This is a genomic window from Faecalicatena contorta, assembly GCF_021531895.1.
Lineage (GTDB): Bacteria > Bacillota > Clostridia > Lachnospirales > Lachnospiraceae > JAFBIX01.
Genome location: NZ_JAFBIX010000014.1, coordinates 25658 through 49307 on the forward strand (window position 1 = coordinate 25658; position 23650 = coordinate 49307).

Annotated in this window: 21 protein-coding genes and 2 pseudogenes; 22 read left to right on the forward strand and 1 reads right to left on the reverse strand. The window is 42.0% G+C overall.

The genetic code is table 11. The features are described from left to right. Window positions 1–304 precede the first annotated feature (304 nt). From JQM81_RS06905 to JQM81_RS06985, 17 genes and pseudogenes are all read left to right on the forward strand, one after another. Entirely contained in the window at window positions 305–5596 is a 5292-nt protein-coding gene (locus tag JQM81_RS06905) for a SpaA isopeptide-forming pilin-related protein (protein WP_235232795.1), read from the forward strand. Between the two features lie 108 nt (window positions 5597–5704). Further along, window positions 5705–6016, forward strand: a complete 312-nt coding sequence (locus JQM81_RS06910; protein ID WP_235232796.1) for a hypothetical protein — start codon at window positions 5705–5707, stop codon at window positions 6014–6016. Beyond that, on the forward strand, window positions 5988–6740 hold the full coding sequence (locus tag JQM81_RS06915) for a phage antirepressor KilAC domain-containing protein (RefSeq protein ID WP_235232797.1): 753 nt from the start codon (window positions 5988–5990) through the stop codon (window positions 6738–6740). The genes JQM81_RS06910 and JQM81_RS06915 overlap by 29 nt, the downstream gene beginning before the upstream one ends. Next, a complete protein-coding gene (locus JQM81_RS06920; RefSeq protein WP_235232798.1) occupies window positions 6741–7301 on the forward strand; it encodes a PcfB family protein in 561 nt (186 codons plus the stop codon). It abuts the gene before it with no gap. A gap of 287 nt (window positions 7302–7588) precedes the next feature. Next, window positions 7589–8587: pseudogene (locus JQM81_RS06925) on the forward strand (type IV secretory system conjugative DNA transfer family protein); the annotation flags it as partial. 189 nt (window positions 8588–8776) lie between these two features. Then, entirely contained in the window at window positions 8777–10651 is a 1875-nt protein-coding gene (locus JQM81_RS06930; protein WP_235232799.1) for a DUF4368 domain-containing protein, read from the forward strand. Continuing rightward, window positions 10648–11031, forward strand: a complete 384-nt coding sequence (locus JQM81_RS06935; RefSeq protein WP_235232800.1) for a TnpV protein — start codon at window positions 10648–10650, stop codon at window positions 11029–11031. Before JQM81_RS06930 ends, JQM81_RS06935 begins: the two co-directional genes overlap by 4 nt. Window positions 11032–11041: 10 nt before the next feature. Beyond that, window positions 11042–11230, forward strand: a complete 189-nt coding sequence (locus JQM81_RS06940; RefSeq protein ID WP_235232801.1) for a hypothetical protein — start codon at window positions 11042–11044, stop codon at window positions 11228–11230. A 15-nt stretch (window positions 11231–11245) separates the two neighbouring features. Then, window positions 11246–11539 (forward strand): hypothetical protein, encoded by a 294-nt coding sequence (locus JQM81_RS06945; protein ID WP_235232802.1) that lies wholly within the window; start codon window positions 11246–11248, stop codon window positions 11537–11539. Between the two features lie 25 nt (window positions 11540–11564). Beyond that, a complete protein-coding gene (locus tag JQM81_RS06950; protein ID WP_235232803.1) occupies window positions 11565–11846 on the forward strand; it encodes a hypothetical protein in 282 nt (93 codons plus the stop codon). 2 nt (window positions 11847–11848) lie between these two features. Next, complete coding sequence (locus JQM81_RS06955) at window positions 11849–12142, forward strand: hypothetical protein (RefSeq protein WP_235232804.1); 294 nt, start codon at window positions 11849–11851, stop codon at window positions 12140–12142. 174 nt (window positions 12143–12316) lie between these two features. After that, entirely contained in the window at window positions 12317–13084 is a 768-nt protein-coding gene (locus JQM81_RS06960) for a nucleoside phosphorylase (protein ID WP_002582179.1), read from the forward strand. A 53-nt stretch (window positions 13085–13137) separates the two neighbouring features. Beyond that, on the forward strand, window positions 13138–14010 hold the full coding sequence (gene ant(6), locus JQM81_RS06965) for an aminoglycoside 6-adenylyltransferase (protein WP_002582178.1): 873 nt from the start codon (window positions 13138–13140) through the stop codon (window positions 14008–14010). Between the two features lie 165 nt (window positions 14011–14175). After that, window positions 14176–15006: a methyltransferase domain-containing protein gene (locus JQM81_RS06970; protein ID WP_083655179.1), complete on the forward strand. Its 831-nt coding sequence runs from the start codon at window positions 14176–14178 to the stop codon at window positions 15004–15006. A 606-nt stretch (window positions 15007–15612) separates the two neighbouring features. Next, on the forward strand, window positions 15613–16857 hold the full coding sequence (locus tag JQM81_RS06975; protein ID WP_235232805.1) for a serine/arginine repetitive matrix protein 2: 1245 nt from the start codon (window positions 15613–15615) through the stop codon (window positions 16855–16857). A gap of 102 nt (window positions 16858–16959) precedes the next feature. Then, a complete protein-coding gene (locus JQM81_RS06980; protein ID WP_235232806.1) occupies window positions 16960–17712 on the forward strand; it encodes a CHC2 zinc finger domain-containing protein in 753 nt (250 codons plus the stop codon). Beyond that, window positions 17663–18922 (forward strand): virulence-associated E family protein, encoded by a 1260-nt coding sequence (locus JQM81_RS06985; RefSeq protein ID WP_235232847.1) that lies wholly within the window; start codon window positions 17663–17665, stop codon window positions 18920–18922. The genes JQM81_RS06980 and JQM81_RS06985 overlap by 50 nt, the downstream gene beginning before the upstream one ends. Before the next feature lie 489 nt (window positions 18923–19411). Here JQM81_RS06985 and JQM81_RS06990 read toward each other — a convergent pair whose 3' ends face one another. After that, on the reverse strand, window positions 19412–20623 hold the full coding sequence (locus JQM81_RS06990; RefSeq protein ID WP_235232807.1) for an IS110 family transposase: 1212 nt from the start codon (window positions 20621–20623) through the stop codon (window positions 19412–19414). Between the two features lie 294 nt (window positions 20624–20917). On the opposite strand from JQM81_RS06990, the gene JQM81_RS06995 reads away from it, so the two are divergent. The 5 genes and pseudogenes from JQM81_RS06995 (at window position 20918) to JQM81_RS07015 (ending at window position 23639) form a co-directional block, all read left to right on the forward strand. After that, a complete protein-coding gene (locus JQM81_RS06995) occupies window positions 20918–21109 on the forward strand; it encodes a transposon-encoded TnpW family protein (RefSeq protein WP_235232808.1) in 192 nt (63 codons plus the stop codon). Between the two features lie 110 nt (window positions 21110–21219). Then, window positions 21220–22080, forward strand: a pseudogene (locus JQM81_RS07000) (VirD4-like conjugal transfer protein, CD1115 family); the annotation flags it as partial. Beyond that, window positions 22070–22372, forward strand: coding sequence for a hypothetical protein (locus tag JQM81_RS07005; protein WP_235232809.1), 303 nt, complete (start codon window positions 22070–22072; stop codon window positions 22370–22372). The pseudogene JQM81_RS07000 and the gene JQM81_RS07005, both read left to right, overlap by 11 nt. A 159-nt stretch (window positions 22373–22531) precedes the next feature. Then, on the forward strand, window positions 22532–22747 hold the full coding sequence (locus JQM81_RS07010; RefSeq protein WP_154580940.1) for a Maff2 family mobile element protein: 216 nt from the start codon (window positions 22532–22534) through the stop codon (window positions 22745–22747). A 19-nt stretch (window positions 22748–22766) separates the two neighbouring features. Further along, window positions 22767–23639 carry a VirB6/TrbL-like conjugal transfer protein, CD1112 family gene (locus JQM81_RS07015; RefSeq protein ID WP_154432965.1) on the forward strand — a complete coding sequence of 291 codons (873 nt, stop codon included), beginning with the start codon at window positions 22767–22769 and terminating at the stop codon, window positions 23637–23639. Window positions 23640–23650 lie beyond the last annotated feature (11 nt).

A 23650-nucleotide genomic window follows, 5' to 3' on the forward strand; every position in this document is an offset into this window, starting at 1 on the left:
AATATGGAAACCGAAACAGGAACGGGTCTGGGAATGAAAACAGGAAAATGCTCAAAATAGAATATTTATTTGTCTGAATCCAAATCGGAGGATGACAGTAGAAACCATGTGGCGGTGTTTACAGAGATTCGTGAATACCGCCACATCTTTGTGCTGTTATCTCAGAAATCACGAGATTTGCGTGAGTGCTGACTGTCCCAAATAGTACAAATCTGAAACGAGAGGAGGATGTGAGGAAAATGAAGTGATATGAAATTTTACACTGAAACATTTCGTATACAGACAAATAAGAAAGGATGAGAACATGAAATTTAAAAGAAAAACAATGAGAATTGTATCAGGTATGCTGACAGCTATTACACTGTTTACCAATGCCCTTTCTCCGGTAATTGCTTATGCTGCTCCCGCAGATGAAGCTGACAGTAGAATCCCTTATTACGAGGAAATTAAAGATCAGCTGGATCAGGATGAAGTGGTAACTGCCAGAGATATCGAAGTAACGGTTGGGTCTGGATTCGATGTAAAAGCAGACTTTTCCGGAATTGAGATTCCGGACAGTGAAAAAGCCAAAGTGAAGCTCATGGCAGCCCAGAATGATGAAGGGAAAGAGTTTTCTACGGATCATGCAGATATCTATAAAACGGTATATTCTGTTGAACCCCAGAAAACAGATCATCCGGTGTATCAGATCAGCAGAAACATTACGGTAAAAGATGTTTCAAAAGAAGCTGACACTACTGTGAATTCGGATAGTTCTTCAGATCAGGATTCCGGTACCGGGGAAACAGAAGAATCTGAGGATAGTGATGATGAATCGGAAACGGATTCTTCCGAAATGAAACAGCCGGAAACGGATGAAGCGGTAAATGTATCAGAAGCTGAGACAGAAACAGAGGTTACCGGGAAAGAAATCACCGAGGAAGAATTTGATGCAGAGATCGAATCAACGGAAAATCAGGAGACGGTTGATCCGGAAACCGGTACTACTCTTTCAGAAGTTATGGAAGAGGCGGTAGATCAGGGAATTGCCTTAAATGAACTGGAAGCCGGAGAAATGGTCACTTTTGAAATGCCGATGCTTTTAGCGGCTGCAGAAACCGGTAGCCAGTCCGTATCTATTACAAGAGGCAGCTGGTATCATTATGCTGATTATGGATTAGGTTCTTACATTACAGCACCATATTATGTGTCCTGGGGTGGAATCAAAGCGACAGCATATTGTGTTCAGCCATCTAAGAATGGACCGGATGATGGTACGTACTCTATTACAAAATTATCTGATGGCAAGACTCTGGCAAAGGTTTGTTACTATGGAACAAAAGCCAGTGACGAGAATGGATTCTTTGATGAAAAACACCCGGATTTCTCTGCTGGTAAGAGATTTATTATCACACACCTTGCGGCAGCATATGCCAACGGATCCAGTGACTGGGATTCCGGTACGAACGCAACCGGACGGTCTCTTGCTAAGGAGCTTTATAACTACTGTATCAATATGCCGGATATCCCGGATGTGGATATGAGCTTTTCTGATAGTGATGTGAACGCTTATGTGGAAGGAAATATCCAGAGAACAAAGACGATTACATTCAAAGCAGATGAATTGCAGACCATTACCTTTAAACTTCCACAGGGAGTAAAGCTTGTGAATGTGACTACCGGCAAAACCAGTGCGGCAGGTGCGAGTGTTGAAATCTGCGGTGGAACACAGTTCTATCTTACTGCCCCACTATCTCAGGCTGAGGATGTGGGTGCTTTATTCTCTTCAAAGATGAAAGGAAGCATTGATAAAGAGTATTCTGCCTATAAGATAACAACAGGATCTTCCACACAGGATCTTGCACTGGTATTTGGTGAAGGTGTCGGAAATGAAAAGTATGTGGATTTCAAAGTAACATGGACCAAGGAATGTTATATTTCTATCGTGAAAAAAGACAGTGAGACATCTAATACTCTGGCCGGTGCGGTTTATGGTATCTATAGCGATGCTGCATGTACACAGCTGATCAAACAGATGCCGGCAACGGATGCCAATGGTGCAGCAAAAGTTACGATTGAGAAGACACAGGAAGTTGTATATCTGAAAGAAATCTCCGTTCCGACAGGATATACGATTGATGCAAAAGCTTACAATGTAACATTGAATATTGGAAAAACATCCAATATGAATGTGACCGATAAACGAGTGACAGCAACGATTTCCCTTCATAAGCAGGATGCCGAGACAGGAAATACCCCACAGGGTGATGCAACGTTGAAAGGTGCTGTTTATGGCTTATTTGCACGTGAGGATATTGTACATCCGGATGGGAAAACAGGTGTCCTTTATAAGAAAGGAACCCAGATCACATCCCTGACTACAGATAAAAACGGACAGGCTTCGGTTTCCAATTTGTATCTGGGAAAATATTATTTTAAAGAGCTGACTCCTCCGGTTGGATATCTGCTGGATCAGGAAGAACATGAGGTAGACTGCTCTTACGAAGGTGCAAATGTACCAGTTGTAGAAAGAAAAGCAATTTCCAAAGAAGATGTGATCAAACAGCCATTTCAGATTATCAAGGCAGCGAATAACGGGAAAACAGATGCCGATCTTTTGAAAGGTATTGGTTTCTCTGCCTGGCTGGCAAGTGATCTGAAAGTAAAAGCAGATGGGTCTTATGATTTCTCTTCTGCGAATCCAGTTGTTATCACAGCAGATGGAAAAACAGAGATGTTTACAGATGAAAAGGGTTATGCCTGCTCTATTCCACTTCCGTATGGAACATACGTGGTAAAAGAGACAACCAGTAAACACAACTATGAACCGGTGGATGATTTTATCGTTACAATCAATGAGAATCACCCAGACACTCCGCAGGTATGGCGTGTGCTTCTAGATAAGGAATTTGAGGCAAAGCTGAAGATCATCAAGAAAGATGATGAAACAAAGAAGAGTGTGCTTCTGGCAAATACAGAATTTAAAGTATATGATCTGGATCATCAGAAATATGTCGAGCAGGTTACTACTTATCCTTCTACCAAAGTTCACAAATCATATTTTACCGATGCGAATGGATATCTGATCCTTCCGAACAATTTGAAGATCGGAAATTACAGAATCGAAGAAGTGACTGCGCCGGAGGGATATACACAGTCTTCTGCTTATGTAACGGTATCTGTAGATACTAACACAGCCTATATGATCGATCCGACCAGTAAAGATGCCATTATCGAAGTGGAATATGAGAATCATCCGGTTAAGGGAGACCTGACCATTTTCAAACAGGGAGAACTTCTTGCCGGTTATGATCATGATTTCCAGTATGAGCTGTGTGGACTGAAAGGCGTTACATTTGAAGTATATGCTGCAGAAGATATTTTTACTGCCGATCATCAGATGGATGAAAATGGAAACCGTACCTTGTATTATGCAAAGGATGCCCTGGTGGCAAAAGTAACTACGGATGAAGATGGATATGCGTATGTGAAAGATCTTCCTCTTGGCGAATATTATGTAAAAGAATCCAAGGCACCGGAAGGATTTGTTCACAATGAGAACAGTGAAAAAGCTGTTTTTGTATATGCAGATCAGAATACCCCGGTTGTATTTGACCAGGTGTCCTTCACCAATGAAAGACAGAAAGTGTCGATTTCTGTCGAGAAACAGGATGCAGATAATGGAAATGTCGTACCGGGTGCTGTCTTCGGAATCTACAATGCCGAAGATATCATCAATAAAGATGGCCAGGTAATCATAAAAGCAGATACCCTGCTTCAGGAGATGACTTCCGATGAAGATGGTCAGGCAAAATGTACACTGGATCTGCCTCTCGGACAGTATTATGTGAAAGAGCTTCATGCTCCTGCCGGTTTTGTTTCTTCTGATGAGATCCTGAGCTTTGATGCTTCTTATCAGGGACAGGACATTCAGACCGTTGAGTTGAAAGCAGTTAAGAAAAACGAGCCGACAGTTGTGAAAATCACGAAGTCCGATATCACCACAGGCGAAGAACTGGATGGTGCGTACCTGCAGGTACTTGACCAGAATGGAAATATCATCGACAGCTGGGAGTCTTCCAAAGACGAATCCCATGTGATCAAACGTCTGACCGTTGGAGAGACCTATATACTTCGCGAACAATTTGCTCCGTATGGATATCTTGTTGCAAATGATATCACCTTTACGATTGAAGATACTGCAGAAATCCAGAAAGTGGAAATGAAAGACGAGGTGCCGGTTGCAGAACTAATCCTGAATAAAAAGGGAGAATTCCTGAATGAGGTGTCTCTTGTAGATCAGATCAAAGGTGTGGTGGAACATATTTTCCATTATATTACCGGCAGCCTGACCGATGTTACTTTCGAAGTATATGCAGAGGAAGATATCAAGGCTGCGGATGGTGTCAGCGAAGATTATTATAAGGCAGATGAGCTGGTGGCAACGATGACGACAGATGAAACCGGCATTACAAAACTGAGTAATCTTCCACTGGGCAAATACTATGTCAAAGAAGTGGGAACAGCTCACGGATATGTTTTGGATTCAGAAATCCGTCATGTGGATCTAAGCTATGTGGATCAGAATACACCGGTTGTAACCTATAATGATGACTGGAAGAATCACCGTCAGAGAGTGATCATTAATCTTGTGAAAAAGGAAAAAGATCAGGATCGTGTTCTGGAAGGCGGCGTCTTTGGTCTTTATGCCAAAGAGGATATCAAGTCTTCTACCACCGGAAAAGTACTGATTGAGGCAGATGAGATTATCGAGCTGAAATCAACTGATGCTGAAGGAAAGATCACCTTTATGACAGATCTTCCGATTGATGCTGAATACTATGTAAAAGAGCTATATGCGCCAGCCGGATTTGTAAATGCAGAGGAAGTACAGGAATTTACTGTTTCCTATGCCGGTGAAAATGAAGATTCTGTTGTTGTCGATCTTACTTTTGAGGATGAAGCAACGACAGTTGAGATCACGAAGACCGATCTGACTGGTGGAAAGGAAATTCCGGGCTGCAAGCTGAAACTGGTGGATGAGGATGGAAATACCGTTGAAGAGTGGACTTCCACAGAAGAGGCTCATGTCATCAAAGAACTGGTAGTTGGTAAGAAATATACTCTGGTAGAAACGCAGCCTGCAGATGGATACGTGACAGCAGAAAGTATAGAGTTTACCGTAGAGAATACTGCTGAGATTCAGAAGCATCAGATGAAGGATGATGTGACAAAAGTGGAAATCTCTAAACAGGATATTGCAGGGAAGGAACTTCCGGGTGCTAAACTCACAATCCTGGACAAGGATGGAAAGGTTGTGGAAAGCTGGACTTCCACAAAAAAAGCACATCATATTGAAATGCTTCCGATTGGAAAATACACGCTTCGTGAAGAAACCGCACCGGATGGATATCTGGTTGCCAATGATGTGGAATTTGAAGTGAAGGATACCGGAGAGGTTCAGCATGTAACAATGGTGGATGAAGCAAAACCGGCTGTTCAGGCTGATACACCGAAAACAGGGGATGAACGCAACATGAAATTGTGGCTGCTCCTGCTCGGTATCGGTGCCGGTGGTCTTGGAGTCGCTTTTGGAATCAGAAGAAAGCGTAAATAGTAACTTAGAAACAAAATAATGACGAACCAGAAGCATAAGGGCATTTGTGGAAATCGGAAAGGAGATCCATGAATGCCCTTAATGCATTTCAGAAAGATGAGGAAAAACATGGGAAGAAAAGAAACGATATTACCGGGAGCAAAGATTGATGGAAGAAAGTATCTGGAAGACAAGCCAAAGTCTTGTGACTACTGCTACTGGTGGCAGGGCAAAAACAAAGGTTGTATTCTGCCGGAATGTTATTACCTGATGCCGGAGGAAAAGAAGGAGCCAAATGATTATGAGGAAGGGAACTGCAGAACCTGCCCTTATGGGAAGCATACACCCTGTATCGGATACTGTATTGCAAAGCTCCAAAAAGAAATGCGCGGGAAAAAAGGAGGCGGATGCTATGATACCGATGCTGCGAGTGGAAGTTAAAAATGACCGTCCCTTAATCTGTGCCAGAGAACTGTATGAGGCTCTGGGTATTAAGACACAGTACAGTGTCTGGATCGACCGTATTATTTCCCTTGGTTTTGTGAGTGGTCAGGACTTTTATCCAAAAATGAATAAAAGTACCGGTGGCAGATGCAGTGTTGATCATTATATTACAGTGGATATGGCAAAACACATCTGTATGCTCCTTCGAAATGAGAAAGGAAAACTGTATCGCCAGTATTTTCTGGAGCTGGAAAAAGCATGGAATCAGCCGGAACAGGTGATGGCAAGAGCATTGCAGCTGGCCAATTCCCAGATTGCAAAGCTGCAGGAACAATGTACGGAGCTTGGCGACCAGCTGATCAAACATCAGATGCTTCTGGAAGATATGGCACCAAAGGCTGCTTATCTGGATCTGATCATGAATTCCCCCTCATCTGTTCTGGTCACACAGATTGCAAAAGATTATGGATACAGCGCGGTTTCATTTAACCGGCTTCTTCATGATTTTAGGATCCAGTATAAAGTTAATGACCAATGGGTGTTATATGCTGATTATGCCGGGAAGGGTTATGTCCAGAGCAGAACAATCTATATGCATCCAAACCGCACCGGCCCGGTCGTGAGGATCCAGACAGAATGGACACAGAAAGGCAGAAGATTTTTATATGAGTTTTTAAAAGAACAGGGAATTCTTCCCCTGATTGAGAAGGAAGGTGGATAAATGCAGGAAGAGGTAAATGAGAAGATTATTACGCTCAGTGTACAGGGAGCCAGGATTACTGCTTCTATGGTAAAAGCAGCCATGAGAAAGTTTCTTATGGAGCTGGAGCGTGAAGGACAGAAATCATCGCAGATCAAACAGGCAGAAAAGCAGGGACAGGCCAGGGAGCGTGGGATTGAAAAAGAAAAGCAAAGACAGGAAAAGAAAAAGCCCCATGGCAAGCAGACAATCAAGCAGCTGCAGGAACAGGGAGCGCAGCTGACCAATATTCAGATCACAAACCAGAATATCAAATCCTTTGACCGGGTTGCCCGTAAATATGGCATTGATTACAGCCTGAAAAGGGACGACAGTGTGACACCACGAAGATATCTGGTGTTCTTTAAGGCGAAGGATGTGGATGTGATGACAGCTGCATTTAAGGAATATGCAGGAGTTTCCATGAAGAAATCCAAAAAGCCTTCTGTGCGGAAGAAACTGCAGAAGTCTGTGCAGAAGATGAACGTTAAACACCGCCAGAGAGAAAAAGTGAAACAGAAAGTGAGGGGACAGCAGCGATGAGTAAAAAGAAACCAAAAGCCAGAAGTCCGGGAAAGTTGGAAACAGCAATCCAGCAAAGCTTATCAAAGGTCAGTGTTAAAAAGCTGGTTGCTATGAATATTCCCTATCTCATCGCTTTCTATGTGGTAGAGAAATGTGCATGGCTTTACCGGCACTGTATCGGCGGAACTGTGGTTCAAAAGCTTGGTGTTATGCTGATGAATCTTCCAGTAGCTTTCCGGTCGTGGATACCAAGCTTCCACATCCGGGATCTTTTAGCCGGTATCATCGGGGCGTTACTTCTCCGCTGTGTTGTGTACATGAAAGGGAAAAATGCAAAAAAGTTCCGGCAGGGCGAAGAATACGGTTCTGCAAGATGGGGAAATGAAAAAGACATTGAACCATTTATTGATCCGGTATTTGAAAATAATATCATCCTGACACAGACGGAGAGGCTGACTATGAACAGCCGCCCGAAACTTCCGAAGTATGCAAGAAACAAAAATGTGATCGTCATCGGTGGATCCGGATCCGGTAAAACACGATTCTATGTGAAGCCCAACCTCATGCAGATGCCGGATAACGTATCGTATGTGGTCACAGATCCGAAAGGTACCATTATTGTTGAATGCGGCACAATGTTAGTCCGGCATGGATACCGGATCAAGGTACTGAATACGATCAATTTCAAAAAGTCCATGCATTACAACCCATTCCATTATATTCGGAGTGAGAAAGACATTTTGAAACTGGTGAATACGATCATTGCAAATACGAAAGGAGAAGGTGAAAAAGCAGCTGAGGATTTCTGGATAAAAGCGGAACGTCTTCTGTACACCGCCCTTATTGGATATATCTGGTATGAAGCACCGGAGGAAGAACAGAACTTTGCTACTCTTCTGGAATTTATCAATGCCAGTGAAACCAGGGAAGAGGATGAAGAATTTAAAAATGCTGTGGATGAACTGTTTGAGGAACTGGAAGCGGAGAATCCGGAACATTTTGCAGTACGCCAGTACCGCAAATATAAGCTGGCAGCCGGTGTTATAAGCTTGAAGAGACTTCTTAATCACTATTTTTTAGGAAATTGGAGCTCCAAGATGATTAAAAAGTCTCTTGAGGCTTATTTTTTGCCCAAAATACAAAATTGTACTTTTTTAAAAACATTCTCAAAGGATGGCAACATTTTGCCTCGCCAGTCTGGATATAGTGTAAGGAGTTTTTCAAACCGACACAAAAATCCAGAGAAATTTAAAAAAGTTACGTTACTACCTTGTAAAACAGCGTCCGAAAGATGGGTTAAGTGAGAGGAACTTTTTTGAAGATCCTTACACGAACCTTGACAACGGAGCAGCCTGTCTATAGTGATACCAGATTTGAATGTGCATCCAGCATGTCTTTTCTGGCAAATACGTCCCGGAAACATCGGAACCCGGTACAGGAACGGATATGGAATGAAAACAGGCAATGAAAAATGAAAGGAAGGAGGAAAACGGATGCAGGAGAAACTTACCGCATTGTATGAGCGTCTCAGCCATGATGATGACCTTATGGGCGAGAGCAACAGTATATCGAACCAGAAGCAGATGCTTTCAGAATATGCAGAATCCCATGGACTTACCCCATATATCCATTTTACGGATGATGGAATATCCGGCACAAGGTTTGACCGCCCGGGATTTGTCAGCATGATGGATGCCATCAAAGCCGGGCAGATCGGGACGGTGATCATAAAGGATATGAGCCGGTTGGGACGTGATTATCTGATGGTCGGTCAGATTCAGGAAATGCTGCGCCAGAAGCAGGTTAGGCTGATCGCTATCAATGATGGTCATGACAGTCTGAATGGGGATGATGATTTTCTTCCTTTCCGAAACATTATGAATGAGTGGTATGCGAAAGACACGAGCAAAAAGATCCGGTCTACCTTTAAGGCAAAAGGCAATTCCGGGAAGCACGTTGCAAGCACCACACCATACGGATATCTGAAAGACCCGGAAAATAAGGAACACTGGATCGTGGATGAAGAGGCTGCACAGGTTGTCCGCAGGATTTTTCAGATGACAATGGACGGATATGGTCCTTACCAGATCGCAAAGAAGCTGAAAGAAGATCAGGTGGAGATCCCGGCAGTACACATGGCAAGGCATGGGGCAGGATTATGGCAGGGAAGAGTGGACGAGATCAAAGACCCCTATGCGTGGGGTTCGTCGACGGTGGCAGGGATCCTGAAAAAGCGGGAATATCTTGGTCACACTGTTAATTTCAAGACCAGAAAGCATTTTAAGGACAAAAAGAGCCATTATGTGTCAGAAGATAACTGGACAGTATTTGAGGACACGCAGGAAGCGATCATTGATCAGGAAACCTTTGATAATGTCCAGAGAATCCGGAAGAATGTCCGCAGATACCCGGACGGATGGGGAGAAGCACATCCACTGACAGGGCTGATGTATTGTGCCGATTGCGGGGCAAAAATGTATGTGCACCGGGTAAATAATGGGAAAAGAATCCCACAATATACCTGTTCTGCATATAGCAAGGTTCCGGTTGGAACACTCTGTCCGACACAGCACAGGATTAATGCGGATATTGTGATGGAGCTGATAAAAGACCTGCTGAAAGCTATCGCAGAATATTCCCATCTGAACCGGGAAGAGTTCATTGAGACAGTGAAGACAACACAGAATTCCCAGCAGTCCAGTGAAATCGTGAGGCTGAAAAACAGGATAGCAGAAGCGAAAAAGCGTCTGCAGGAACTGGAAAAACTGATCTGCCGAATATATGAGGATAATATCCTTGGTAAGCTGCCGGACGAACGTTACGCAGTCCTTGATGGGCAGTATTCCAAAGAACAGAAAGAACTGACAGCGGAAATTTCAGAATTGGAAGCAGAGGTAGCCGGATATGAAAATGGCAGACGGTCTGCGGAAAGATTTATTGCACTGGTGGACAAATATCAGAATTTTGATGAACTGACCACATATATGCTGAATGAGTTCGTGGAAAAGATTCTGGTGCATGAGAGGGACAGGAAAGGAAGCCAGCAGACCACACAGGAGATTGAGATTTATTTTAATTTTGTGGGAAGGTATCTTCCACCGCATTTTGGAGAAGTCCAGCTGACAACGGAAGAGGAAGAAGAATTACGAAAGCGAGAAGCCAGGAAGGACAGGCTGCACCAGAATTATCTGAGGCGGAAGGCAAATGGAAAACAGAAAGAATACGAAGACAAAGTAAAAGAAAAAAGAAAAGCCGAGATCGAGGCGAAGAAGGAAGCAATCCGGCAGGAAGATATTGCGAAAGGTGTGTTTGTTCCAGTGTCGATGCTTCCGGCTGCAGAACCAAAGAAAGGGGTGGCAAATGCATGAAAGAATTGAAACCGATGATACATGATGAAAAGAACGGACTGGATTATATCCTTGTGGGAGATTATTATATCCCGCTGATCCGTGTGGCGGAAGAACCCCGGGATATTGGTTTTTATGGAAGCCTCCGAAGGAATTTTCTGAAAGACTACCGGCAAGCTTTGTATTCCCAGCTGATGCTGACTGGGAAGCTCTGGTCGTATCTTGCTGATTTGAATGAAATCTGTGTGGAACGCAGGGATAACATGATGGATCAGATGATGGAAGCAGAGGGTGTCACAGAGGAATTAAAGGGAAAAGACCAGATGGAATGGCTCCGCAGGGTAAATAACATCCGCAACAGAGTGGATGAAGTTATTTTGAATGAACTGGTTTATGTGTAGGGGGATGCTTATGAGATACCGGATTGAATATGCAGATGGTCGGTGCTGTAATTTCGCCAACAGCCGGAAAGAACTTCTGGAATGGCTGAAACTCTTAAAGGACGAAGAGATCATAGATATTCGGAAAATCTACAAAAACGGTGTGACAGATTCCGTACTTGAGAAGTATCGAAACTATGTGAACAGAAATGCCGGATAGGAAGGAGAAGACAGGATGAAAGCCATACATTTTATTTTTAAAATCATGTTCCTGCCTGTGATGGTTGCTCTGGGAGTCATAAGACTGTTTGCGGAGTTCCTTGCAGGAATATCAGCAGTCATCTTCCGGGTAATTGCAGGAATCTTTCTTCTGACCGCCCTGCTAAGCTATGGCTTGGGGCTGGAAAGTTCCGGGGAATGCCTGAAAATGGTATTGGCTGGCTTCCTGTTTTATCTCCTGCCATGTACGGTTGAAATCGTGATTGCGGGAATCGTCTTTTTAGAAGAATGGATTCGCTTTATAACATAGGAAGAGGGAAGAAAGGGACACGATTATGAAAAGAGAATTAGTGGAAAGCTACTTCGACTGGAATGAGATCAGGCTGGAGGCATATTTACGGATTGACCCGGAGCTGATCGAGTTGGAAAGAGAATGTGAGGCAACAATGGATGAATTGAAGCCATACATTGAAAAATATGGTCATGAGTTTTGGACGATCATTGATCGGATCGTATCGGCAAGACACGCAGTAGAAGCCTATATTAGCCGGGAAATGTATATCCGAGGATTTTTGGATTATGAACGTCTGGTGTGTGAGATAGAAAGGGATGTATAAAGATGAAAGAGGAAGCATTAAAGGAATTTGTGGACAATGTCATTCAGGAACGGATGCAGAGCGCATTCAGCCAGATGAAAGCCGGGAAAAAACCAGATGACGAGGATGATGTGGAACAAAAGTATGAGGAAGCGGTGGCATTGCTGCCAGAGGATAAGCAACAGGCAGTCAGGGCATACTGTGATGCTATTTTTGACAGCGGTGCGGATGCTGAGCAGTTCTTTTATCGGTTGGGACTGAAGGATGGAATTCGGTTGTATAAGACAGTAAAAAGTATCATCAAGGGAATATCTTAAATGGATTGGAAAATGTTATTTAAAATTCACATGTGCTACCATAACTCGGAAAACGTATGGAATAAGGAATTTTTTTGTGATATACTGTTCTAAAAATCGTTGTCTGGCGATTTGGTGAATCCCGATAGATTATTTTATAGGGAACAGAAACTTTGAATTTGACGGAGAGATAGTATGGCTATTATTAAAAACGAAATACCGATTTTGGAGTTTGATACAGAGCAGACAGCAGTTCTTAATCCCACTCATGAAAATCTTGGTTTGAACTTACCCAAGAAATGTGTGTTCGCATTTCTTGGTGCTTACATAGATGAATATGCCAGTAAAAGTGATACCAAACAGGTATCCACTTTTGAGAGTGCAACGAAGCATTATCCCATTTACATCACCAAATACAAGGGTGAGGACATTGTGCTTTGTCAAGCACCCGTTGGTGCGGCAGCAGCCACACAGATACTTGATTGGCTGATTGGTTATGGTGTAAGAGAGGTAATCTCGGCAGGTAGTTGCGGTGCTCTGGAAAAGTTCCCCGAAAGTACATTCCTCGTACCAAACAAGGCTCTGCGTGATGAGGGAACATCTTATCACTATGCGCCCCCTTCTCGATTTGTGGAAATCAGCGAGAAGGCAAGAAAAGCAATTGAAGAAACCATTCTTGAGCATAGTATGAAATATCAGGAGGTTATAACCTGGTCAACGGATGGATTTTTCCGTGAAACCAAAGAAAAGGTGGCTTATCGCAAAAGTGAAGGCTGTGCAGTTGTAGAAATGGAATGTTCTGCTCTGGCGGCCTGTGCTGATTTCAGAGGGGCAACCTGGGGTATGATACTTTATACCGCAGACAGTCTTGCAGATGTTGACAAATACGACGAAAGAAACTGGGGCGGTAATGCATACGAATATGCACTTACGCTCTGCCTTGATGCGGTTATCAAATTATAAGAACAGTTAGAATCAATCTTTTTTTGTGATATAATTTTATTGAGGTGAATGAAATGAGGACTGAAAAAGAAATATACGATTTAGTTTTGAATTTTGCTTTTCAAGATGAGAGAATTAGAATTGTAACTCTTGAGGGGTCTCGCACTAATGTTAATATACCAAAAGACAATCTTCAAGATTATGATATTACTTTTTTTGTTATAGATATGGGAGAATTTTTGAAAAGCGATGACTGGCTTAGTGTTTTTGGTAACAGAATTATGATGCAAAAACCTGAAGATATGGAATTATTTCCTCCAGAAGAAAAAGGATTTTCTTATATAATGCTTTTTGATGATGGTGTAAAGATTGATTTAACTTTGTTACCTGTTTCAATGCTTGAGGAGTATCTTACTCGCGATAAACTTGTAAAAATCATGTTAGATAAAGATAATATGATTAAAACAGAAATAGTTCCCACAGATGAAGATTATTACATTAAGTGTCCAACAGAAAGAAAGTTTGATGACTGTTGTAACGAATTTTGGAATGTTGCAACATATGTATCCAAGGGCTTACTTCGTGGTGAAATACTATTTGCAATAGACCATATGAATGAAGTATTACGTCATGAGCTTCTTAGGATGATTAGTTGGTATGTCGGTACTGAAAAAGGATTTAATTTCAGTTTGGGTAAAAACTATAAATTTTTAGATAAGCATATTTCAAAAGAATTGTGGGATAACTTACTAAATACATATTCAATGAGTTCGTATGAAGAAATGTGGAAATCGTTTGATTTGTGTCTATGTTTGTTCAAAAAAATATCTAAAAAAGTGGCAGATTCACTTGGTTATAATTATCCTGATTATGATGAAAACGTTACAAAATATTTGGAAACACAAAAGAGAATTTCAAATAAATATCTTTATGGTAATAGGTATTGACAAATTCCAAGCTTATGGAGAGCTTGGATGCAACAGAAGATTTGAATTTGAGGAGGTGATAAGATGACAGCATATATGAGATTAAGATAATACCGCGAGTTGTGTTGCGGTACATCCGTATTACATAACTCGCTTTCGGGCAAGAATGTAATAATGGAGGATGTCATGAATAAAATTATTAGATTTAATGACAGCGAAAAGCTTTTTCGTTGTCCAATATGTAAACGAAAGTTAAAGATGGTAGGCAATAGTTTGCTGTGTAGTAATAAGCATTGTTTCGATATTTCTAAATTAGGATATGTGAATTTTGCATTAAATCAAAAGCAATCTAAGCATTATAGCAGAACTTCTTTTGAAAGCAGAATGGATATTTTAGAAAAGGGATACTATTCACATATTCTTACGGAGATAACACATATATTGAGCAAGCTTGAAAACATAACAACTATTCTTGATGTCGGATGTGGTGAAGGATATTATTCTAGAAAAATCAAAGAACTATTTCAAGCAGATATAGTTGCTTTTGATATTTCAAAAGATGCCATTTCCCTTGCTTCAAAAAGAGACGGTAGTAAGTCTATAAAGTGGTTTGTGGGTGATTTGGAAAATATGCCAATTAGAGACCACTCAGTAGACTGTATACTGGACATATTTACACCAGCTAATTATTTGGAGTTCAATAGAGTTCTGACGGATAGCGGCTATATTGTAAAGGTTATTCCTGGGAATAAACATCTGATGGAGTTCAGAAACATTGCAAAAGAACATTTGAAAAATCAAGAGTATTCCAATGAGAATGTGATTAACTTATTCAAGAAGCAGTATTCTGTTATTTACCAAAAAAGAGTTTCAGAATCATATGAAATGCCGTTAGAGGATATTAAAATTTTTGCAGACATGACCCCACTGCTCTTCCATGTAGATAAAACTGAGATTGATTTCAAAAAGCTAAAAACTTTGACGATTGATGCAGAGATATTTGTGGGAAGTCTATAACGCTTGAAACTTTCAGTTTTGTGAAAAGAGAATAGTGAGTAACCCAAAGGGCATCAACCGTAAAAAGTTGGTGCCTTTTGTTTTGCTCATTAATGCTCAGAGGAGATGTAAAGAAAAACTGAATATGACTGATAAGGTCAAATACGAGAGCCGATGCAATTGGACTTTTTCCAAAAAAGAGACAAAGTATCGGCTCTTATTTTTTGAGAAAATCCTATTTGAAGATTTTTGAAAAACCGGGCGAAACGAGAATTCTGACAGATGGGACAGTGTCGGAATTTCCATTTTGTCCGGCGGGTGTACAGAGGGCGGAGCCCTTTGTTCAGGGAATGCAAAGGGGCGCAGCTCCATGCTGGGGTTAAGGGGCAAAGCCCATTATCGGGTCAAGGGTGAAACGCCTTGCCCAGTGATTTGATGCCTGCGTCAAGTCGTACTGGGTATTATCTGGCGAATTGTGTTACCAAAAATCATTTTCGGGGATGACCGCCACATGAAAAAAAGCATGTGAAACGCAAGAGACAGATAATGGAAAGACCACAGAGGAGGGCAGAATGGGAAAAAGAAAAATGAAAAAATGCAGAATGGATGAAAGGGGGAATCAGAAAAATGAGAGCTACAAGGCATAATGGTAGATCGGGGAAACATGGTGTTTATAATCCAAAGCACAATGACAGAAAATTCGATATTGCCAACAGTGAGCATATTGATGCGGAGAGGGAAAAGCAGAATATCTATTGGGACTGTTACCGGGGATATGTCCAGAACCCTTCAGATGAGACACTTAGGGATTGGGGACCGGTCGAGCCGGAAGCAAGTTTTCATGATATTGAAAAGATGTATTATGAAGACCATTACAGCGATTTTATAAAAGGGCAGAATGCCAGAAATGAGAAAAACCGCCACCCGGAAAGAAACCGGATAACGGAAGATCTGTTAAAAAATAAAATGACCTGTCCGGAAGAAACGATATTCCAGATTGGAAAGGAGGGGGAGCATATATCGGGAGAACAGCTTTTTCATATTGCGGATTCTTTTATGAAAAGGTTCGAGGGGATGTTTGGAGACCATGTGCATATTTTGGATTTTGCACTCCACATGGATGAGACCACTCCCCATATCCATGAACGTCACGTGTTTGACTGCGAGAATAAATATGGGGAACTGTGTCCGCAACAGGAAAAGGCATTGGAAGCACTTGGAATTCCTCTTCCCGATCCAGATAAGCCCAGAGGAAGAAACAATAACCGGAAGATGACTTTTGATCTGATCTGCAGGAATCTTCTGTTTGATGTTTGCAGGCAGTATGGGCTGGAGATTGAGGAAGCACCGGAATATGGCGGAAAGAAGTATCTGGAAAAGCAGGAATTTATCATACAGGCACAGAAAGAAAAGATTGCCCGGCAGGAACAGATGATAAAGGAGCAGGAAGAGAAAATCATGGATAATGAAACATTGATCGATGAAGTGTCGGAGATTGCTTATGACAAGGCGGTGGAAGTCGTTACGGAAAAAGTAAAGGCACAGACACAGGAAGAGGATATCAGGCTTCTGGATCAGCTGTGCAATAACATTGTCCAGAATCCAAATAATTCCGATAAGGCAAAAACAATTACCAAAAATGTGATTAAGCTGGCGAAAGAGAAATTACGGAATGCAGCAAATGCAGTTATTGAAAAAGTGCAGAAAACTCTTCAGGAGCCAGAGGTCAGGAAAGCGAATACGGAACAGATCAAGAAGAAGGCAAGGACGAGTGTTCTTGAAAAACTGGCTGCCAATAAAAAGCGGGTCGCAGAAGAAAATGCAGCTAGAAAGAAAACAAAAACGAAATATCATGACAGGGATCCCCTGTAAGGAGCATTTTGATTTATTCAGTTTTGGATAAAAGTCAGGATGCTCTTTTTTTATTTTGAACCCGGTCATATCTGAACGGGTTGGAAAGGAAGTGGATAAAAAATGAATGTGTTTGAAGAAGTAAAGCAGAATGTGACGGTCAGGCAGGCTGCGGAACTTTATGGATTTAAGCCCAACAGGAGCGGATTGATCCGGTGCATTTTTCATAATGACGGTACACCGAGCATGAAAGTTGACCGCAGATATTACTGTTTTGGGTGTGGGTGTACCGGGGATGTGATCGATTTTACCGCCCAGCTCTTCGGACTAAAATCCAGAGAGGCTGCTTTGAAGCTGGCAGATGATTTTGGGATTTCCTATGGGAACAGGGCAAGGGATTCTCCCAAAATTGGGAAAAAGTCTCTGGTGAAAGAAAAAGGGAAGACACCAGAAACAGACTGGAAAACAGAATATGCCAGACTTACAAAAGCATATCTGGATTACCGCACCCTGCTTCTGGAATGGAAAGAATGTTATGAACCCAAAACACCAGAGGAAGAATGGGACGGGCATTTTGTTACCGCACTGAGGGAGTTGAGTATCGTTGAATATTATCTGGATATTCTTCTGTTCGGTGATGAAGAGGATAAGAAAATGCTCGTTAAGGAAAAAGGAAAGGAGGTGGAAAAGATTGAGCGAGAATGTAAAGGAGCAGGACGCTTTGCAGGTGATGGAGCAGATGGCGGATGTGGATGCCATAAGGGAGATCCGATCCCATCTGGCGGTGACAAATCAGGGAACCATCAAAGGGACGATGCAGAATTATATGATCGTGCTTCGAGAAGACCCGCTCCTGAAAGGGAGCCTGAAATTTAATCTCCTGAACCAGAGGATCGATATCGTCAGGAAACTCTGGTGGAATGATGGAATCACCTCTATGACAGATGCTGCCAGAGATTTCTTTTATCTGTATTTTGAACAGTTCTATAGTCTGGGCAATGAGAAAAACATGGATAAAGCCCTGAGAGCGGAAGCAAACAGCAAACAGTATCATCCGATCTGCGAATACCTGAACCGCTTAGAGTGGGATGGCACAGAACGTATCCGTTATGTATTGAAGCGGTATATGGGGGCAGATGATTCGGATATGGTCTATGAATGCCTGAAGCATTTTATGATGGAAGCACTGCTCCGTATTTTTAAGCCGGGGTGTAAGGCAGATGAAATGCTCTGCCTTGTAGGAACACAGGGGGTAGGAAAATCTACATTTTTCCGGTTTCTGGCTATTAAGGATGAGTGGTTTTCAGATGACTTGAGGGATTTGGGAGATAAAAAGATTTATGAAAAGCTCAGGGGTCACTGGATCATGGAAATGTCGGAGATGATTGCTGCGATCAGTGCAAAAAGCAATGAAGAGATCAAGTCCTTTTTGAGCCGGCAGAAAGACACATTTCGGAATTCCTATGGAAAATTTGAAGAGGACAGACCGAGGCAATGTCTGTTTGCCGGGACAACCAATACAAAGCAGTTTCTGCCTTTTGACCGTACAGGAGCAAGACGTTTCCTTGTAATCGAGGTCGATTCCTCAAAGGCGGAAAAACATCTTCTTGATAATGAAGAAGAATCGAGGGCATACTTCGACCAGCTTTGGGCGGAAGCAATGGTCATCTTCAATTCCTGCAAGGACAAAGGAAGTCTTCTGAAACTTCCAAAAGAAATGGAGGGGCAGATCATTGAATACCGGAAGCAGTTCATGCAGGAAGATACGATGGCAGGGCAGGTTCAGGGATGGCTGGATGGATATGCCGGGACTTATGTCTGTTCCAGACAGATCTGGAAAGAGGCATTTAACCATTATGATGGCGAACCAAAGAAATATGAGACCAATGAGATATGCCAGATCATGGACACACAGATCATTGGCTGGAAAAGAGGCGGTTATCATCGTTTCTCAAAAGAAGGATTTGGTACACAGCGGTGCTGGATCAGAGAGGGAAAGGATGAAACAGAGACTGTCAACCAACCGGACAAAGATGGCTTTATAAAACTTACGGAAGGTGAGCAGATGAAGATACCTTTTGATTAGCCTGACAGGGAGAGGGTGGTCATAACAGCTGAATTTCCATTTTTTTGACTGTTTGTGTACTGTTTGTTGACATTTTTGTTGACTGGGAAAAGCCTTTAAATATCAGCTTTTTCAGCATATTTCTTAACTGTCAACAAAGATATTTAAAAAAGAAAATATTATTTAGAGTAGGGATGACTTTGATAAAGATATTATTTTATTAAAAGTTTCAAGTGCCTTGTTGACATTGACGCAGAGACAGAATCCCAGATCGAGATACCGTCCCGGCTGGGATAATAACTGTCCTCTCTGTCGGGCAAATGAACAGGATACTGGCAGGCAATTTGGCAGATTAGTCTGCCACCTTGCCCGCCAGTAAATCACATGAAAGCCTGCAAATAAAAAGTCAAGGCTAAATTGAAAGAACTTTGAAAATTTTATATAGGTTGCAAAAGGGTATCAAAATAAGACCACCACATTGTGCTGGTCTATCAGAAAGGTATGTATATATTATTCTGATTGAGGAAGTGATGCAAGATATTCTTTCACTCGCCCATAGTAGATTCTCAAAAATTTATTAGCTCCGGCAGTCATGTAAACGTAGTAAGGCTTACCTTGGGAACGCTTCTTGTCTAAAAACTGATATACAGGATCGTCCTGTGGCATTGTTTTGATAAGAACATCCATTACAAGAAACAGCGTTTTCCGTAAATCAGCAGAGCCACGTTTTGATGTAGGAACACTTTTCTGTGAGAAGGTTCCGGATTCATTTACACCAGGGTCAACACCAGCAAATGCTGTAATAGCACCTTTGTGAGTAAAGCGAGTAACATCTCCGATTTCCGCAATAAGCTGTGGACCAAGAGATGGACCGACGCCGTTCATTGCCATAACAATGGGATATTCAGGGAGCTTTGAGGCTGTATCATTCATCAAGGTGCGCAGTTCCTCAACAGTAGAGGAAGCACTGTTGAGTTGCTCAACTGCTTGTTTGATGATTCGTTTGGTTATTTCATCCTTGGGAAGTACAGGAACAAGTTCCTTAGCTTTTCCATAGATTTCTTCAGCTTTTGATTTGCTGAAGTTGTACTTCTTGCGTTTGCACCATTTCTGATAGTGGTCAGTAAAGGCGTTTAAAGACATTTTACGAACACAGTCCACATGCCAGTATATAGATGCAAAATCAACCCATTTCTGGCTGCCGTCACTTCGTGCAGGACTGTCGAAGTAAGTATTTACGCCAGGATAAGTCTGATCAAGGATGCCAATAAGGTTATTTTTCATGGCAGTTTTGTGCTTCATATAGAAACCAAACTGACGGTTCATGGTTTTAAGTTGGTTGCGTAATTCATCCATAAGACTATACTGTTTCAGATTCTGCCACTTGTCAAGAGCATAGCGAGCAATCTTCACTGCATCTGCTTTGTCGGATTTGACTTTACGAAGAGAATCATTATCAAAGTCTTTGATTAGTTTGGGATTGATTGTGCTGACGAAAATGTCTGCCTCGGAAAGCTGATGAGCAAGGACTTCGTAATAACGTCCAGTATGTTCCATCACGACACGGGATTCACCATCAACGGAATGGATGAGATCAACAAGAGAATTAATATCATGGGATGTGTGCTTGATTTCAAAAGGACTGTAAACAATCTCACCGAAAGGGCGTAAGATTACCACCATGCTTTTACCTTTGGAAACATCGATACCTACTGCGTTCATAAATTAGTCACTCCTTAAGATTTATTGCAATGGATAAGAACCAGTTTTACTCATTGCCTATTCAATCTACTGTGGTGTGACACGAACGTACCTATTGGCAGTTCAACCTGCATAAAACGAACGCTGCGAATGAGGAGCTGGTTATCAGTCTTTGATGCGGACGCGAAGTCCAAGAAAGGTAGACGATATACCGATTGCTCCATCATTATACAGCTTAAGCAACAAGATGGGTAATTCCTTACTGGCTGTAAGGGATATTAACCATATTTATATTGTAGTAGAAAGGAGAAGCTTATGGGACAGGTTATGAATCCGAAAACGGAAAGTAATACATTTACAAAAAGGATTGGGCAGACAACCTATGTTGTCCGCTTCCATTACAATGAGAACGCAAGAGAGACGATGCAGGAGAAAATCAACCGGATGCTGGTGAATGAAGTTAATCGTTCTGACTTCATGGAAACAGAGGAAAAAATGGCTGAGTAACTTTGTGGTTGTAACAACAAAGAACGTTTTCATCAGTATTTTGGTTGTTTTACCCCTGATTTGACACGAAAAAGTGCCTTTTTTGATGAAAAAACTATTGACATTTTGTTTCAGGAAAAACTGCCAAATCTATCTTAATTAGCTGTGGTGCCAGATTAGCCCCATTTGATATTGCAGAGCTTCGGGAGCTGACACGATACGATGAGATGGAGCTTGACATGCTGGGAGACCAGAAGACAGCCATGTTTGTCATTATCAGTGATACAGATGACACCTTCAACTTTATTGTTGCTATCATGTATACCCAGCTTTTCAATCTGCTTTGCGATAAAGCAGATGATGAGCATGGAGGAAGATTGCCTTATCATGTCCGTCTGTTGCTGGATGAGTTCAGTAATATCGGGCAGATTCCAAAATTCGACAAGCTGATTGCTACGATCCGAAGCCGCGAAATATCGGCTTCTATTATTTTGCAGTCACAGTCCCAGCTAAAAACAATCTATAAGGATGCGGCAGAAACCATCATAGGCAACTGTGATACGGTCTTATTTCTTGGTGGAAAAGAAAGTTCTACCCTAAAGGAGATATCCGAGACACTGGGGAAAGAGACCATTGATCTGTATAACACATCAGATACCAGAGGGAATAACCGCTCCTATGGACTGAATTATCAGAAGACAGGAAAAGATCTGATGAGCCGGGATGAGCTGGCAGTCATGGATGGCAATAAGTGTATCCTGCAGCTTCGGGGTGTTCGTCCGTTTTTCAGTGACAAATATGATATTACGAAGCACAGAAGGTATAAGGAACTTTCTGATTACAACAGGAAAAATGAGTTCGATATCGAAAAGTATCTGGAACACAAGCTGGTTATTTCCAGGGATACAGCATTTGAAATGCATGAATACGAAATAACGAAAGAAGACATTGCAGCCATAGAGGCTGAGGAAGGAGAACGATATGTGGATTAGAACAATGAGACGCAGGGGGAGAAGTGAATCCCTCTTTGTATTTGAATTTACTTCTATTGAAGAGGATTATATTCCGTTTATCTTTCACATGGAGAAGATTGCAGCATTGATCCCCACGGAAAAGTGTAAAGCATATTTTGGTGAGCTGATCGATAAGCTCCGGTCCAGATGTGATAACCGATATGCCGCAGGAGAGGTGGTAGCTTCGACATTTTTATTTGATGATGAAATGGCAGAGCTGACAACTCATATGGCATATCTGCTTCTGCTTGTGGAGCCTGTAAAGAAATAGGAAGCAGACAGTATTAAGAACCGTTCCATAGGGAGCGGATTTTTTTGTTTGATGGAGGTTTGTATGAGGATAAGAAACAGATCGCCCTGTTCCTGGGGAGACAGGAACACCGGAAAAAGAAAGAAGAAAAGAAAAATCAAATGAAGGAGGAAAAAATATATGGGATTTTTTACGAGCGCAATTAATATTTTGCAGACATTGGTAGTTGCCATCGGGGCCGGCCTTGGAGTCTGGGGTGTCATCAACCTGATGGAAGGTTATGGAAATGACAATCCGGGGGCAAAGTCTCAGGGAATCAAACAGCTTATGAGCGGTGGTGGTGTAATTCTCATCGGTACTCAGTTAATTCCGCTTCTTAGTGGACTGTTTGGTTAAGAGAAAGGAGTAGTTATCCATGTTCGATCAGATTTTTGATGCGATCGAAGAATGGATGAGGGAACTCCTGACAGGGATGATCAATTCCAACCTGGATCAGATGTTTACTGATGTCAATCAGAAAACTGGTGAGATTGCAAGCCAGGTTGGACAGACTCCCCAGGGATGGAATGGCAGCATATTCAGTATGATCCAGAACCTGTCCAATTCGGTAATTTTACCGATTGCAGGTATCATCATTACGTTTGTGCTCTGCTATGAACTAATTTCCATGCTTACTGAGCGTAATAACATGCATGATATTGATACATGGATGTTCTTCAAATACTTTGTGAAGATGTGGATCGCAGTGTATCTGGTAAGCAATACTTTTACCATTACAATGGCTGTTTTTGATGTGGGTCAGCATGTAGTAAATGCTGCATCCGGTGTGGTCACAGGCAGTACTGCCATTGATATCAGCTCGGCACTGACCGATCTGGAGGCTACATTGGAAGCCATGGAGATTGGAGAATTAGTAGTGTTGGCATTGGAAACCCTGATCGTCAGCTTCTGTATGAGAATCATGTCTGTATTGATCACCGTAATTCTATATGGACGTATGATTGAGATTTACCTTTATACTTCGGTCGCGCCGATTCCGTTCGCCACAATGAGCAACAGAGAGTGGGGACAGATCGGAACCAATTATTTCAGAGGACTCTTTGCCCTGGCATTCCAGGCATTTCTGATGATGGTTTGCGTCGCTATCTATGCTGTGCTGGTAGCGGGTATCCAGTATTCAGATAATCTGAGTTCTTCATTATTTGGCGTAATGGCTTATACAGTCATCCTGTGTTTCAGTTTGTTTAAGACAGGATCCCTGAGCAAGTCGATTTTTAATGCCCATTAAATTAATCACAG

Excerpts from the sequence above, each read along its gene's own strand:
- JQM81_RS06975 (WP_235232805.1), top strand. The coding sequence starts at position 15,613 with ATGAGAGCTACAAGGCATAATGGTAGATCGGGGAAACATGGTGTTTAT.
- JQM81_RS06915 (WP_235232797.1), top strand. The coding sequence starts at position 5,988 with ATGATACCGATGCTGCGAGTGGAAGTTAAAAATGACCGTCCCTTAATC.
- JQM81_RS07010 (WP_154580940.1), top strand. The coding sequence starts at position 22,532 with ATGGGATTTTTTACGAGCGCAATTAATATTTTGCAGACATTGGTAGTT.
- JQM81_RS06990 (WP_235232807.1), bottom strand. The coding sequence starts at position 20,623 with ATGAACGCAGTAGGTATCGATGTTTCCAAAGGTAAAAGCATGGTGGTA.
- JQM81_RS06945 (WP_235232802.1), top strand. The coding sequence starts at position 11,246 with ATGAAAGCCATACATTTTATTTTTAAAATCATGTTCCTGCCTGTGATG.
- JQM81_RS06910 (WP_235232796.1), top strand. The coding sequence starts at position 5,705 with ATGGGAAGAAAAGAAACGATATTACCGGGAGCAAAGATTGATGGAAGA.
- JQM81_RS06930 (WP_235232799.1), top strand. The coding sequence starts at position 8,777 with ATGCAGGAGAAACTTACCGCATTGTATGAGCGTCTCAGCCATGATGAT.
- JQM81_RS07005 (WP_235232809.1), top strand. The coding sequence starts at position 22,070 with ATGTGGATTAGAACAATGAGACGCAGGGGGAGAAGTGAATCCCTCTTT.
- JQM81_RS06980 (WP_235232806.1), top strand. The coding sequence starts at position 16,960 with ATGAATGTGTTTGAAGAAGTAAAGCAGAATGTGACGGTCAGGCAGGCT.
- JQM81_RS06995 (WP_235232808.1), top strand. The coding sequence starts at position 20,918 with ATGGGACAGGTTATGAATCCGAAAACGGAAAGTAATACATTTACAAAA.
- JQM81_RS06950 (WP_235232803.1), top strand. The coding sequence starts at position 11,565 with ATGAAAAGAGAATTAGTGGAAAGCTACTTCGACTGGAATGAGATCAGG.
- JQM81_RS06920 (WP_235232798.1), top strand. The coding sequence starts at position 6,741 with ATGCAGGAAGAGGTAAATGAGAAGATTATTACGCTCAGTGTACAGGGA.
- JQM81_RS06940 (WP_235232801.1), top strand. The coding sequence starts at position 11,042 with ATGAGATACCGGATTGAATATGCAGATGGTCGGTGCTGTAATTTCGCC.
- JQM81_RS06985 (WP_235232847.1), top strand. The coding sequence starts at position 17,663 with ATGATCGTGCTTCGAGAAGACCCGCTCCTGAAAGGGAGCCTGAAATTT.
- JQM81_RS06955 (WP_235232804.1), top strand. The coding sequence starts at position 11,849 with ATGAAAGAGGAAGCATTAAAGGAATTTGTGGACAATGTCATTCAGGAA.
- JQM81_RS06970 (WP_083655179.1), top strand. The coding sequence starts at position 14,176 with ATGAATAAAATTATTAGATTTAATGACAGCGAAAAGCTTTTTCGTTGT.
- JQM81_RS06905 (WP_235232795.1), top strand. The coding sequence starts at position 305 with ATGAAATTTAAAAGAAAAACAATGAGAATTGTATCAGGTATGCTGACA.
- JQM81_RS07015 (WP_154432965.1), top strand. The coding sequence starts at position 22,767 with ATGTTCGATCAGATTTTTGATGCGATCGAAGAATGGATGAGGGAACTC.
- JQM81_RS06935 (WP_235232800.1), top strand. The coding sequence starts at position 10,648 with ATGAAAGAATTGAAACCGATGATACATGATGAAAAGAACGGACTGGAT.
- JQM81_RS06960 (WP_002582179.1), top strand. The coding sequence starts at position 12,317 with ATGGCTATTATTAAAAACGAAATACCGATTTTGGAGTTTGATACAGAG.